This window comes from Paenibacillus hamazuiensis (assembly GCF_023276405.1).
Taxonomy (GTDB): Bacteria; Bacillota; Bacilli; order Paenibacillales; family NBRC-103111; genus Paenibacillus_AF; species Paenibacillus_AF hamazuiensis.
Window position 1 is genome coordinate 4,120,719 of the sequence record NZ_JALRMO010000001.1, and the last position, 14,360, is coordinate 4,135,078.

Sequence of the window (14,360 nt, forward strand, 5' to 3'; positions counted from 1 at the left end):
ATAAATATAACTATTGCTGAAGTAAAATACGGAATGTTAATATTAATATAGTCAATGCCTATACAATGGAGGTGCGAAAATGCGTATCGAACAGCTTCAATACTTTGTCGAAGTAGCCAGGCATCAATCGTTTTCGCTGGCCGCCGGGCATCTGCATATTTCCCAGCCGAGCATCAGCCAGGGAATCTCAGACCTTGAAAAGGAGCTGAACGTCAAGCTGTTCGAGCGCTCCCGCTCCGGCGTTCAGCTGACCAAGACGGGGCAAACGCTGCTGAAAAAAGCGCAAAGCGCCTTGAACCTCGTACAGGATATTTACGACGAGGCCCGCGCCGAATCCCAGTCCTTGACGGGAAACTTGCAAATCGCCGCCATCCCGAGCATGTGCAACGCCTTCCTGAGCGACGTGCTGTCCATCTACAAGAAAAAGCACCCGCACGTCCGCCTCGAAGTGAGTGAGGACGGCACGAAGCAGATCATGCAGGACGTCATCGCCGGACGGGCGGATCTTGGCTTCATCTCTTCGCAGCCGGGCGATCTGATCGACAACCGGATCGAATTTCACCGCATGCTTACCGGAACCTACGTGGCCTGCATCGGCAAGCATTCCCCCGTTCCCCTGTATAACCCCATGCCCGCGGAGGTCATCGCCGATGAGCCGATCATTACGTTCAAGCCGGGTTACCGGCAGGAGGAATATTTAAAAAAGCTGCTGAAAACCGACCGGCTGAACGTGCTGCTGACGATCGGCTATACGGAGGCGGCCAAAAAATTGATCGCCGAAGGAGTCGCCATCGGATTTTATCCGGACTTCTCGATCAGGAAGGACCCTTACGTCCAGTCCGGGGAAATCATTCCGCTCGATATCAAGGATAATGAGTTAATGCTTCATTTCGGATGGATTCGGCTTAAAAGCAAACATATGTCCAAGGCCGCCGGCGAGTTTATCAAAGTGCTCCGGAACGTGATCGACGGCTCTCAGATGTAACGGTTCGTCGAATCCGGCGCTCTGCCAACGCAAAAACATCCTCAACCTCTCTTCATTGGGTCGAGGATGTTTGATTATTTTCTAAGCTTCCTTGAGATCCAGTTGCCTGCCGTTTGAACCACCTGAACGATCACGATGAGCAATAGGACGGAGGTGTACATGACGTCCGGCTCCCAGCGCTGATATCCGAACCGGATGGCTACATCGCCCAAGCCCCCCGCTCCCATCACGCCGGCCATCGCCGACGCTCCTACGAGCCCGATCGTTGCGATCGTAAGACCGAGAATCAAAGCCGGCCGGGCCTCTCTCAAAATAACGCGATAAATAATTTGCCGTTTGGTGGCCCCCATCGCCTTGTAAGCCTCAATGACTCCGGGGTCGACCTCAAGCAGCGCGGTTTCCATGAGGCGGGAAATGTAAGGCGCCGTATAAAAAACGAGCGGAACGATCGCCCCCTTCACTCCGATCGTCGTACCGACGAGCCATTTGGTTAACGGGATGATGGCCACCATGATAATGATAAAAGGGATGGAGCGAATGACATTAATGATGGCATTAAGCGTATGATAAACGGCTGAATTGCCATACAGATGGCCGGGCCTGAGCACTACCAGCAGCACGCCGAGCAGCAGCCCGATGGCGCTGGAGATGACCAGCGAATATCCGACCATGATCGCCGTTTCGTTGATCGATTTCACATAAAGATCGGCTTTTTCCGCTATTTTATCCAACATGCCGGATGACCTCTACCCTTAGATTCCGTCTCTCCAGGAAGCGCATGCCCTTCTCCAGCGCATTGCGATCGCCCGTTATGAACAATACCAGCGCGCCGAACAGCTTGTCTTTGATTTGAACGATATTCCCATACACGATGCTGGGGCGCAAAGCGAATTGAGCCGTTAAATCGGCCAAAACCGGCTCCATCGCCGATTCGCCGATAAATGAGATGCGGATGAAAGCGCCCTGCCCGCTCCCCCGGCGCTCCAATTCGTTCAGCAGCGTTTCCGGAATATCCGCGTCAAAAACGCTTCGGATAAACTTGCGGGCGGTTTCGGTTCGCGGCGAATAAAACAAGTCGATCACCGGGCCCTGCTCGACAATCACGCCTTTTTCCATCACCGCGACCCGGTCGCATATTTTTTTGATCACGTGCATTTCATGCGTAATAAGAACGATCGTAATTTTGAATTTGCGGTTAATATCGCTGAGTAAATCGAGAATCGAATCCGTGGTCTGCGGGTCCAGCGCCGACGTGGCTTCGTCGCACAGCAAAATTTCCGGGTCGTTCGCCAGCGCCCTGGCGATGGCGACGCGCTGTTTTTGCCCTCCGGACAGCTGGCGCGGATAGGCCCTCTCTTTATCCTGAAGTCCTACCAGCTCAAGCAGTTCTCCGACTTTGGCATCTATCCGCTTCCTCGGAACTTTGGCAAGCTCGAGCGGTGCGGCGACATTTTGGTAGACGGTTCCCGACGAAAGCAGGTTAAAGTGTTGAAAGATCATGCCGATCTTTCTGCGCATCTCCCTCAGTCCGCGCTCGTTTAATTGCGACATCTCCACTCCGTTGATCCGGATGCTTCCCGAGGTCGGTTTTTCCAAATAATTGATGCAGCGCAGCAGCGAGCTTTTGCCGGCCCCGCTGTACCCGATGATGCCGAATATTTCGCCCTTTTCGATACGAATATTGGCCCTTTTTACCGCTTCGACGCGTATTCCCTTTTGTTCAAACGTTTTGCTGACGTCGATCAATTCAATCATGAAGCGCTCTCCCTCATCTTCTGCCGTACTGGCGGCTTACCAGGATGGAACGATGAAGCTGCCGTACTTATCCACCACGAATTTTTTCACCTCGTCGGAATGGTAGGCTTTCACCAGCCTTTGAAATACCGGTTTGTCTTTATCGGCTGTGCGCACCGCAATCAGATTGACCCAGGGGGAATCTTTCGGCTCGATAAAAATCGCGTCCTTGGTAGGCACAAAACCGTTATCCACCGCATAATTCGTATTGATAACCGCAGCGGTCAAATCCGGCAAAGCTTTCGGGATGAAAGGGGCTTCGAGCTCCTTGAATTTCAGCTTCTTCGGATTGTCCACGATATCCCGGACGGTCGCTTTAACTCCCACGCCTTCCTTCAGCTTGATCAAGCCCGCCCGCTCGAACAAAATGAGTGCCCGGGCCCCGTTAGTAGGGTCGTTCGGCAAACCAAGCTCGTCGCCTTCCTTGATCTCCGAAACGTTTTTGATTTTTTTGGAATACAGCCCTATCGGAAAATTAAGCGTATTCGCCAGCTTTACGATGTCCAGCTTGTTGTCCGCCTTGAACTGATTCAGATAAGGCTCGTGCTGGAACGCATTGGCGTCCAGTTGGCCGTCCGCCAGCGCCTTGTTCGGCTGTATGTAATCGTTAAATGTAACGATCTCAATCTCCAAATTGTCTTTTGCGGCGACTTCCTTCACTTTTTTCCAAATGTCCTCCTCGACCCCCGCGGAAATGCCGACCTTCAGCTTCGCTTTCTCGCCCGCCGGGTTGGAGGGCGCTGCCTGGGACGATGCTGCAGGCGTCTGACCCGCCGGCGCCGCCGTTTTCGTCTCCGCGGGTTTCGCGCAGCCGGCAACCGCCAATATAACTATGGCGGCGATCATGGACATAAAAGGCAATCTTAATCTTTTCATCTTTGTTCCTCTCCTTGCTTTCTCTTTTTCGTTATTGGCCGATTTTTTTCCACAGGAAAAAAGACTCCTGCAGATCTCCCGTAGGGGAGGTTGCCGGAGCCTTTGGCTGTCCAATGGGCTTCGTTGCAAAGGTTGTAACGATTTAGGGAAATAATAATCCAACAATTCAAACCTGTCAAGTAGGAATTAAGCAAGACGGGCTGCGCCGGATCAAAGCCGGTTATTGGGCAGCCAGTCTGGCGGTCTCCTTCTTCGCCTTGATTACAGCCTCATCCAGGGTGATTTCGTCGGAAACGTACTTTTGAAAAATAGCGCCGATGCCATTGATATATTCCATCGACTGGGGAACCATCGGCCTGCCGCGAAGATTGCTATGTTTGATGTAATCCCGCACCTTCTCGACGCCGAGGCCTTTATAGCCGGGATCGTCGATCACATCCAGCCGGGCGGCCAATCTGCCCGACATCTCGCTGTTGGCCAGTTGGCCCTCTTTGCTCGCCAAATAAGCCAGCACTTTCCCGGCGGCTTCCTTCTTCCCGGACGATTTATTCAGCACATAATGCCACGAAGCCATGAAAGCGTCATTTGTGCCAAAATTCGGCATCGGCACGATGTCCAGTTTGTCCGGCCCGTATTTGCCGGCTCTCTGCAGCGTCGGAATCGCACCGGTATACATGAAAAGCATCCCGTATTTGCCGTCGATGAACTTCTGAAGCATCGGATCGTAAATATCGGCCAGCTGCGAGATCGGCGTCACCTTCTCCTTATGGACAAGGTCGTGCATAAACCTCAATGCTTCCTGGGTTTTAGGGTTCGACCAGTCATAGTAATCGCCGCCGAACAAATTGACGAAGGTGCCGATTTCGTTAAAAACGTAGCTTTTCTCCCAAGCGCCTCCATAGCCGAATACGCCGTTTTTTGTAACCGCTTTCGCAAAGGCGAGGAATTCGTCTTTCGTCCGCGGAACGTCCACCCCCGCCTGCTTCAGCATCTCATGGTTCACCCAGAAGGCGAGCACCTCCAGGTAACTCGGCACCGAAAATATGCTTCCCTTGAACATAATCATGTCCTTCACGTATTGCTGGGAATAATTTTTCACAACATCCGGAGTCATGATCTCCTTCTCCAGCGGCTCCAAATATCCGGCTCTGGAGAAAGCGGTGATCAGTTCGTCGTTGATGTGCATAATGTCCACGGAGTTATCGCCGGAAGAAAGCAGCGTCGTCATTTTGGCAACCATGTCGTCGGGATTGGACGGAGTGGCGACCACGTTCAGCGTAACGCCCGTCGCGTCCCGCACTTTATTCCGGAACGCCGGCCAACCGGCTTGTGCGGAGTCCTGGGTCATGATCGTAATCGTCCGATTCGGATCGGACAAGCCGGCCTTGTCTTCGGACGGAACGTTCGCGGACGGTCGGTTGTTACCGCTGCAGGCGGCAAGTGCTCCGGTTAAAACAACCAAAGCTATTTGAACGGCGGCAGCGGATTTTCTTTTTCCCACCAGGAAGCCCCCTTTCTCAGCGGGATCGGGAAGATCAGGCCGCCCTGAAGGCAGCCTACGAGTTTGTTGAAAACCCCCAAAGGTAGAATTCATCCATAAGTCATGGGTGGGGGTATCGCCTCCGGCCGACTCCTTCCCCCCCACAAAGTGAAGATCTGCTTCGAAGCTTATTCCTATTACTTTGCGGGGACCCCATAAACATCGTGTGATTTTATTAGAATAGGCGGTATTCACACGATTTCAAAGGCCGGACGTAAACTCCTCCGGCGAATACCCCTCACCCTTATCATGGGATGATAAAAAAATGGGGGTTTTGCAACAGTCTGATCAGGCCGCCCTGAAGGCAGCCTGACCCTCCTTTTTAATCTTAAGTTGCTTCCGGAAATAATGCAATGACCGGTGCCCTCGCGTTACCTCGGCCATCTGTCCTCCTTGCTCATCAGCGGCTTGAAACCGTTATGCGGCTCCGTCTGGTACCAATAAGCGACCGATGCGACGTCGTCCTGCCTTTCGAACAGCCCTTTTTTATATACCCCGATCTGCTGGATCGTGACCTTGATGTCTTCCGCAAACCGAATCGGATCGAGAATGTGCCAGCGGTAAAAACCTCTCATCGGCGGGCAATCGTCATTATGATATAAATTGTGAACGACCTCGTCGTGACGCGAATAGTAGGGATACCCCATAAACGGAGTGCAGTACGTATTTTCCACGGTTTTTCCGTCTTTCTGCGTTGCGAAGCTCCAGGCCCCGCCGAAATAATCCTCCGTTCCGGTGCCGCAGATCGTCGGATACGCATCGTCGCCGTCCATATATATTTTCACTTCCCCTTCTCCCCACCAGTATCTTTCCAGGGTCGTAAGCGCCAGGTAGGTGCCGACGTATTGCCCTTTCCCTTTGACGTTATCCAAAATCACGTAATCCTGCGCCTTTTCGGTGATCCGCTGCCGGTTCCACTGAGCGTGAAAATACGCCGTGTTTTCCGGCAGCTCGTCGTGCAGGCAGTAATCGATTTGGTAAAACAACGCGGGAATCGGCGCTTCATGCTGATTTTCAACGGTGATCTTCGCCTTCTTGCGGAAAGGCATCGGGAAATAGCTGTTGAAGCCCCGGGTCGGATTCACAACGACAGGCAGGGAATTGACGGTGCAGCCTCTCGCAAAGCCGTTGCAAAAGAAATCGCCCAGCGGGCTTTCCACGGAAGGAGCCGTTTCGTCATCCCAGTACATCCTGAGCACAAGATCCCTGAGCACGTAACAGTCCTTTTCCGTACGGTCCGTCACCGTCATCCAAATATGCTCGATGACTCCCGGCCCTTCGATCTCGGCCAGCGTGACGGTCGCGCCCGGCTGTATGTCGCGGAGACACGGCGAGCCTTTGCGCGAAGGGCCGAGGTGACTGGCGGCCGTTCCTCCTCCGCCGATTTTTCCATCGGGATTTTCCGCGGTGATCGCCCGGCTCCTGCCGCCGCTCAATAATGGGAGCGCCGAAAGGCCGCCCAGGAATGGATTATAACTCATTGCATTTTCTCCTCTCGAAATTTATCCTTTGATGCCGCCCGCCATAATCCCCTCCATAATTTGTCTCTGGAAGACGGCGACAAATATAATGATCGGCAGGATGATGATCCAGCCCATCGCGCTGACCAAATCCCACGGCACCGCATACATGTTGTCCCTGAGCGGCAGCTGTGTAATGGCGGTGGAAAGCACCGAAATTCCGTTCGAATAAAACAGCGGCGTAAAAAAGTTGTTCAAACACGTAATAAAGTTGACGATGCAGACCGTCGCAAGCGCGGGCCTTAATAGCGGCAGCGTCACATACATCATCGACTGCAAGAACCCGCAGCCGTCCAGCGACGCCGACTCTTCGATGGAAACCGGGATATCGTTCAGAAAGTTTTGCAAGATGAGGATCGTAAACGGCAGAAGGCCGCTGATGTACAGGATGATGAGCCCCGTATACGTATCGTACAGCTGCATTTGCCGCAAAAAGTCGTAGAGCGGCCGGGCCGTCACCACGTCGGGAATCAGCATCGAGCCGAGCAGAAAGGCAACGGCCAAGGATAACCCCTTGTTTCTGAACCGGGCGAAGCTGAAGGCGGCCATAACGGCTACAATCATGCCGATCACAATGGACAGTCCGACGATAATGACCGTATTCCCTATTTTCGAGAGCAGCCCTACATGATCTATCAAATATTGGTAGCTCTCCAGCGTCGGATGTACCGGCCAATATTTGAGAGGCTTGGAGAACAGCTCCCCGGCCGGGGTGATCGAAGAAATAAATATCCACCACAGCGGAAATAAAATGAGAAACGCGACGATAGCCGCGAGCGTCCACATAAAGCACCGCAGCAATATCGGCCTGAAGCCTTTGGTAACCATGCTTGATCGCTCCTTAATAATCGAAACGTTTGGCCGCAGCCATGCTGATTCCGCTCAAAATCGCCATCACGATAAACAGCACGACCGCAATGGACGCGGCATACCCGGTATTCAGGTTCGTAAACGCCTCCGTTGTGATGCGGTAGGCGATCAGCGCGGTGCTTTCGCCGGGCCCCCCGCTCGTCATGGCGTACACCACATCAAACGAGGTGATTCGCCACATCGTAAAAAAGATGCTCAGCACCAAAATATTTCGCGAGATCAGAGGCAGAGTGATTTTGAAAAACGAGCGAATGGCCCCGGCGCCGTCGATTTTGGCCGCTTCATACATTTCGGCGGAAATGAACTGCAGGCCGGCAAGAATCAGGATCGCAAAAAAAGGAAGGTCCTTCCACAAATCGACGGCGATCACCGCATTGCGGGCTGTGTTCGCGTGAATAAGCCAATCCAGTTGAAACGATGGGTTAAACCAGCGGATGAAGTTGTTGACCAGGCCGTAGTCGTTGTTAAACGCCCATTTCGAAGCCATGGCGATGACCACCATCGGCATCGCCCACGGAAGCAGCACGATCGTTCGGAGCACGCGCTGTCCGGCTATTTTCATGTTTAAGATGAGCGCCAGCATAATGCCCAGCACGATGTGGCCGAGCATGGAGCCTGCAACGAACACTACGGTAAAACCGATCGATTCCTGCACTTTCGAATCGCGAAAAATATTGATGTAGTTTTGAAAGCCGACGAATTGATGAATGCCTCTGAGCAGCTTTACGTCAAAAAAACTGATGTAGAACGTCTCCACGATCGGATATATCGTTGTAAAAACCCGGATGAGCAGCGCCGGAAGAACGAGCAGCCAAGCTATCGTTACGTATTTTTTGCCTTCATACATGGTAACGCGCCTTTCCTGTTGTATTATTTGTACTTCTTGACCGCTTCCTGGGCTTTCGCGCAAAACTCGTCGAGCGATATTTTATTTTGAATATAGTTCTGAAAAAGGGTCCCCATCTCGGAAATAAACTCCATCGTTTGCGGCAGCATCGGGCGGCCGTGAATTTCGTTCGTCGATTGGATGACGGAATAAATGTCTTTAATATCGCCGGACACTTCCGGCTTGCTTGCCACATCGGATCTTGCGGGATATCTGCCGAAACTCGTCCAGCCCTTCAGCTCGCCGTCCTCGCTTGCGGTATACTGCAAAAACTTGATGGCCGCATCCTTGTTTTTCGAGGCCGAGTTCAGGACGTAACTCCAGGAGTCGGTGAATACGCTTCTCTTGGCAAACATCGGCGTATTGACAATATGGATCTGGTCTTTGCCGTACCGGCCCGCTTTCTGGTAGTCGGTTCCCGTCCCCCACATAAAGACCATCGCATATTTGCCGTCGATGAACTTTTGATTCATCTGCTCGTATTTGTCGGCGATTTGGTCCACCGGGGTCACCTTCCACGTATTCGCCATATCGTACATGAATTTGACCGCTTCCCGGCTGGCCGGATTCGTCCAGTCGAAATAATCCCCGCCGAACAGGTTAACGAAAGTGGCGATTTCGTTAAATACGTACGTCTTTTCCCAGGATCCGCCGTATCCGAACTGGCCGTCCTTTGTGCTCGCCTTCGCAAACTTGATGAAATCGTCCTTGGTTTCTAGCGATTTCATTCCGGCCGCATCCAGCTTTTTCTGATCGACCCAAAGCGCCAAATAACCTTGATAGCTAGGCACGCCGATCAAATCTCCTTTGGCGGATGTCAGCATGTCTTTCACATATCCCTGCGGCAGCTTGCTGCGGATATCGCTTGTAATGACCTTATCCTGCAACGGCTCCAGCCATCCGGAATTTTTGAAGGATGTGGCCATTTCATCGTTGATCTCAAAGACGTCGACCGAGCTGTCCTTGGACGAAAGTATCGTCGAGATTTTTTGCTGGCGGGTGTCGGAATCGCTCGGGGCGGCGACCGCATTGATCTTGATTCCCGTTTTTTTCTGGGCGTCGTCCAGCCATTCCTGAAACTTCGGATTGGTCGACATGATCGTATAAAGCGTAATCTCGTTTTTGCCGCCGGAAGCGGATTTTGCGTCGCCGGAGCCGGAGCTTCCCGTGCCCGTACCGGAACCGGGGCTTGTGCATCCTGCCAGGGTTAATGTAACCGCTGTCAACGATGCCAGTAATGAACATGCTGTCTTTTTCATTTGCGAACCTCCCGTTTGTTTGCTGTTTTTTTTCAACTCGATTATAAAATTGGAATGAAAGCGTTTAAATATAATATTCCATCACGAATTTATAATTTTCCATCGACTATGTGCAGAGCGGTTGCCAACCGGCAGGCTATATGTTATAACTCATGTAAATTCTAATCGAACGGTGAATAATATGCGGATCATGTCAGCCATACCGCTTTGGATTCGGATCAAGCTAAGCAGCTTTCGCAACAAGCTGACGTTCAGCTTTCTTCTCATCGCGATCGTCCCGCTTATTCTCGTCGGCGTGTTATCGTTCCGGTTATCCTACAATATTGCCCGGGACGGTATTTTGAACTCCGTCACATACTCCAGCAACCGGCTGAACGAGTCGCTCACGAACCGGTTCCAGCAAATGGAGTATGCCTCCAATGCGATGCAGTATTATATGTACACGCTGATTTTGCAGCCCAGCATTTCGGTCTCCGATCAGCTCGACCGGTTCAATTACATCAAAAACAATATTTCCAACCTCGATTCGACCTTCAATTTCGTCAACATTAACGTGTACACCAAACCGGATCTGCTGTTCAGCAATCAAGGGATTACGTTTTTCAAGATTGCCGATTTGTCCAAACGGGGCTTCACGGAGGAGGTGCTGAAGCAAAACGTGAACCGGCTGCAGTGGCGGCTGCTGACCAATTATGAGGAACCCTTCGTTGTTCAAAGCCCCGCCGGGAAAAGGGATTACATCACCGTATACAATGCTTTCAAAAAGCAGGACAGCGACAATCTTGAATACGCTTACTTTATCGATATCGACGAGAAAGAAATTTCCGCCGTGCTCGCCGGCAGCAGTCCCGACCCGGCCGTGCAAAGTTATATCGTCGACAAGAGCGGCCGGATCGTTTCGCACCCGAACCATGACAAGCTGAATACGGCGATCGATCCGAAAGAGCTGCAGGCCATTATTCAAAGCGGCGGCCGGCCGCTCTCCTTTGGTCAATCGCAAATTATCGCCCATTTTAACCCGGTAACGAATTGGTACGTCGTCACCGATGTTCCCAACCGTTACGTTACGGAGCATATCAACATTTTGGTCGATATTCTGCTCATCACCGTACTTCTCGTCATTGTTGCGGCCGTTGTGACCAGCTTCTTCATATCGAACAATCTGAGCACGAAGGTTCGGCGCATGTCCAAGGTGATGTCGGCGTTCACTCTGCAGGAGACCAACGAGAAGCTGACCGATCTGCATATTCCTGTCGTACCGGAACATATTTACCGGGATGAGCTCGATCACCTCGCCCACGTTTTCAATATGATGGTTCGAAAAATAAACGACAACTTCGACAAGATGCTTGAGCTGAACCTGCAGGAGGAAAAACTGCGCTACCAGCTGCTGCAATCGAAAATCAACCCGCATTTCCTTTATAACATCCTGGAGTCGATCAAAACGTGCCAGTCGCTGGGCCGCATAGAAGATGCGAACGCGATGATCACCCGCTTGGCCAAATTTTACCGATTGATCCTGAGGAAAGGGGACGAGCTCGTTACGATCGAAGACGAGTGGCAAATTGCTTCGCTTTATTTGGACATGGAGAAGGTGAATGTCGGCGCTCTTTCGTGGACGGTCACGATGGACGACGGCATACGGCACTTTCTGATCCCGAAGTTTTCCTTGCAGCCGCTGCTTGAAAATTGCATCCGCCACGCATGGACCGGCACGGGGAAAACGCTCCGCATTTCCGTCGGCATCCATTATTTTGACGAAGATATCGCCATTTATATAAAGGACAACGGAGCGGGGATCGCTGCGGATCGCCTGAAGCAGATACGCGATTCGCTCGGGCAAAAGTCGGTCCATGCCGAGCGGTTTTACGCGTTGAACAATGTCCATATGAGGTTGATTTTGTACGGCAAATCGGCCGCAGGCCTGCACATCGACAGCGAAGAAGGAGCCGGCACGACGGTCATTCTGCGGTTTCCGCAAATGATTTCCGATAATATGGAATTGTGAGGGGAGGGACATAAGGAATGAAAAAAGTGGTTCTCGTGGACGATAACGAACTGGCATTGGAAGGGCTGTGCAAAAACATCGATTGGCGGGCCATCGGCGCGGAAGTTTACGCCGTTTTTACAAGGGCGGCCGACGTGCTTGAGCTGCTCGAAAAAGCCGAGGTCGATCTGATCGTTTCCGATATTGCGATGCCGCAAATGAACGGGCTCGACATGTCGAAGCAAATTTTAAAAAATAAACCTTACATGAAAATCATTCTGATCAGCGCGTACGACGACTTTGATTATGCCAAGGAAGCCATCCGCCTCGGTGTGTGCGACTATGTGGAGAAACCGGTCGATTTCGGTTATCTAGCCGAGGTTGCGCGGAAGGTGCTCGCCAAAGCGGAGCAGGAGCAAAAGATGCTGGAGCAATTGAAGCAAAGCCGGCCCGCTCTGATGCAAAAGTTTTTCTCGGACTTGATCGGCGCCGCTCCCGATTACGCGGAATTTCATTTGGCCGACCAGGCTGCCTACTTGAATATCGATCTCGGGCAGGACGAATATGTTTGCGCGCTCATTCAAATCGATAATTCCGCGGAAACGAAAGCCGGCTTCGGCATCGAACGTTACCACGTCCTCCTGCTCACTCTGCTCAGCGAGATCGAACAAACGTTTGCAGATCTCAGCTTGACCTACTGCTTCCCACAGGCGAATCATATCATTGTCATTTTGGGCAGCAGCGGCCGCGGCAATGCGAATCTCCTGCGAACCGTATACGGGCGGCTATCGGAGCTTAACGAAAAATACGAGGCTGCGCCGCTGTCTCTAACCGTAGGCATCGGGGACATCGTTCCAAGCATCTGGCACATATCCTCCTCCTATGAAAATGCGAAAACGGCGGCCGGCTTCAAATTTATTTTCGGGGAAGGCCGCATCTTTAATATTCAAGATGTACGGGCCCATCCTCCCGCTCCGATCTCCTTCTTGTCCGGATATGAAGAAAAGCTGATCCGCCTCATTTCCGAGAAGGATCTCGCCGGTATTCGCGAATTTACCGGAAACCTGGCATCGGAATGGTCAAGCCGTTATCCCGGCAAAAACGGGATTATCGCCTTCGTTTATTCGCTGCTTGCCCGGTTAATCCGGTTTTTCTACGATACCGGGATCGATGCGGGCCCCATTTTGGAAATGATCTCGGATTTGTTTGCGAAGCTGGACCGTTATGAAACCGCAGCGACGTTATGCGAGCGATTGTATGAAATTTCCGCGCAGGCCTGCCACAAGCTGCAGGAATCGGTGGAAACCAGCCACAATCAGATCGCCGGACAGGTGATGGACTATATTCATCAGCACTACATGGATGCGGATCTGAGCCTCGGAACGATTTCCTCCTTCGTCAATGTAAGTCCGAGTTATTTGGGGGCTCTTTTCAAAAAAGCGAAAGGACAAACCATTTCCGATTGCATTACCGCGGTACGGATCCATAAAGCGAAGGAACTGCTCGCGCATACTCAGATGAAGATCATGGAAATCAGCGAAAAAGTAGGTTATGCCAATCAATACTATTTCAGCGCAGCGTTTAAAAAACGCACGGGCGAAACGCCCCGCGATTACCGCGCCGCGATGCAAGGAGGCGAGTCGACGGATTGACAGGGAGACTTAAGTTGCAATTTCCAGGCTTAACCTCCAGCCCCGGACCGAAAAATCCCCGGAGCTACCGAGTAATAATTTTTGAACGCCCTCGTAAATGAAAATAAATTCGGATAACCGAGAGACAAGGCGATTTCGGTAACGGCGGCGTCCGTTTCGCGAAGCAGCCGCCCCGCTTTCTCCATGCGGATTTTTTGCAGGTAGCCCAGCGGGCTCATGCCCACCTGGCGGGTAAAGACGCTTGAGAAATAAGAGCGGTGCACTCCCGCAAACGCCGCTACCTGCTGTACCGATATCCCCTCTGCCGCATGCAGCTCCATAAAACCGATGCATTCGCGAATCCAGCCGGCCGGTTCGTTTTCCGGCTTCGGAACGTTGTCCGGCGTTACAGCTGCAAACAACCCGAACAGCAAGCTCTGCAGCTGCAGCGGCACCGCCGGTTTCCAGCCCGCCGCATCCCGCATCAACTGATGGATCTCTTCTAACGTTTTTTCAACGGCGGAGATGTTTTCCAGATGAGTATACGGGTTCTCCGGCGTTAATCCGGTGAGCTCCAGCAATGCTTTCGCCCTGGGCCCATCTATAGCGATCCAGCTTAACCGGAGCGGCGGTTCCGATGCTGCAATCGAGTAATGATAGGTGAAGCCGGGAAACAAACAAAACAAATGATGTTTTCCGAGCTCCACTCGCTTGTCCTGAAACTCGAAATGAATGTTTCCTTCCACGACAAAGTGAAGACTGTAACATTCGATCCTCTTCGGTCCCACCCTGTAGCTCGGCTTCGCTATGCTGCGGCCTGCGCGAACCGGCCAAATTTGACTTTCCTTATCCAATCTCCCCGGCGTATAGTATATAAATTCCGCAAGCTCATGATCGTATTCCTGCATTCAGGTCACTCCCGAAGATAACAAAATGATAATCAATATACAACAAGATGCCATATGAATTTCCTTATAAATTCAATATTATCATAATAGGAGGGGATTTCTCA

Annotated in this window: 12 protein-coding genes; 3 read left to right on the forward strand and 9 right to left on the reverse strand. The window is 51.9% G+C overall.

Features of this window, described 5'->3' with window-relative positions:
- The first annotated feature begins 79 nt into the window (after positions 1–79).
- The gene (locus MYS68_RS18020; RefSeq protein ID WP_248927167.1) at positions 80–985 is read left to right on the forward strand and encodes a LysR family transcriptional regulator; all 906 of its coding nucleotides are present in this window, start codon (positions 80–82) and stop codon (positions 983–985) included.
- Between the two features lie 74 nt (positions 986–1,059).
- On the opposite strand, the gene MYS68_RS18025 is transcribed toward MYS68_RS18020, so the two are convergent.
- The 8 genes from MYS68_RS18025 to MYS68_RS18060 form a co-directional block, all read right to left on the reverse strand.
- Positions 1,060–1,719: a methionine ABC transporter permease gene (locus MYS68_RS18025; RefSeq protein WP_248927168.1), complete on the reverse strand. Its 660-nt coding sequence runs from the start codon at positions 1,717–1,719 to the stop codon at positions 1,060–1,062.
- Entirely contained in the window at positions 1,709–2,740 is a 1,032-nt protein-coding gene (locus MYS68_RS18030) for a methionine ABC transporter ATP-binding protein (RefSeq protein ID WP_248927169.1), read from the reverse strand. Before MYS68_RS18030 ends, MYS68_RS18025 begins: the two co-directional genes overlap by 11 nt.
- Positions 2,741–2,776: 36 nt before the next feature.
- Positions 2,777–3,655 (reverse strand): MetQ/NlpA family ABC transporter substrate-binding protein, encoded by an 879-nt coding sequence (locus MYS68_RS18035; protein WP_248927170.1) that lies wholly within the window; start codon positions 3,653–3,655, stop codon positions 2,777–2,779.
- Positions 3,656–3,875: 220 nt separating this feature from the next.
- On the reverse strand, positions 3,876–5,156 hold the full coding sequence (locus tag MYS68_RS18040) for an ABC transporter substrate-binding protein (RefSeq protein WP_248927171.1): 1,281 nt from the start codon (positions 5,154–5,156) through the stop codon (positions 3,876–3,878).
- A 410-nt stretch (positions 5,157–5,566) separates the two neighbouring features.
- The gene (locus MYS68_RS18045) at positions 5,567–6,676 is read right to left on the reverse strand and encodes a glycoside hydrolase family 172 protein (protein WP_248927172.1); all 1,110 of its coding nucleotides are present in this window, start codon (positions 6,674–6,676) and stop codon (positions 5,567–5,569) included.
- A gap of 21 nt (positions 6,677–6,697) precedes the next feature.
- On the reverse strand, positions 6,698–7,543 hold the full coding sequence (locus tag MYS68_RS18050; protein WP_248927173.1) for a carbohydrate ABC transporter permease: 846 nt from the start codon (positions 7,541–7,543) through the stop codon (positions 6,698–6,700).
- Between the two features lie 13 nt (positions 7,544–7,556).
- Positions 7,557–8,432, reverse strand: a complete 876-nt coding sequence (locus MYS68_RS18055) for a carbohydrate ABC transporter permease (RefSeq protein ID WP_248927174.1) — start codon at positions 8,430–8,432, stop codon at positions 7,557–7,559.
- Positions 8,433–8,455: 23 nt separating this feature from the next.
- On the reverse strand, positions 8,456–9,730 hold the full coding sequence (locus MYS68_RS18060; protein WP_248927175.1) for a sugar ABC transporter substrate-binding protein: 1,275 nt from the start codon (positions 9,728–9,730) through the stop codon (positions 8,456–8,458).
- A 181-nt stretch (positions 9,731–9,911) separates the two neighbouring features.
- On the opposite strand from MYS68_RS18060, the gene MYS68_RS18065 reads away from it, so the two are divergent.
- Complete coding sequence (locus MYS68_RS18065) at positions 9,912–11,738, forward strand: cache domain-containing sensor histidine kinase (RefSeq protein WP_248927176.1); 1,827 nt, start codon at positions 9,912–9,914, stop codon at positions 11,736–11,738.
- A gap of 17 nt (positions 11,739–11,755) precedes the next feature.
- Positions 11,756–13,369 carry a response regulator gene (locus MYS68_RS18070; RefSeq protein ID WP_248927177.1) on the forward strand — a complete coding sequence of 538 codons (1,614 nt, stop codon included), beginning with the start codon at positions 11,756–11,758 and terminating at the stop codon, positions 13,367–13,369.
- A 29-nt stretch (positions 13,370–13,398) separates the two neighbouring features.
- Here the strand turns inward: MYS68_RS18070 and MYS68_RS18075 are convergent, their stop codons facing one another.
- The gene (locus tag MYS68_RS18075; protein WP_248927178.1) at positions 13,399–14,256 is read right to left on the reverse strand and encodes an AraC family transcriptional regulator; all 858 of its coding nucleotides are present in this window, start codon (positions 14,254–14,256) and stop codon (positions 13,399–13,401) included.
- Positions 14,257–14,360: the final 104 nt, after the last annotated feature.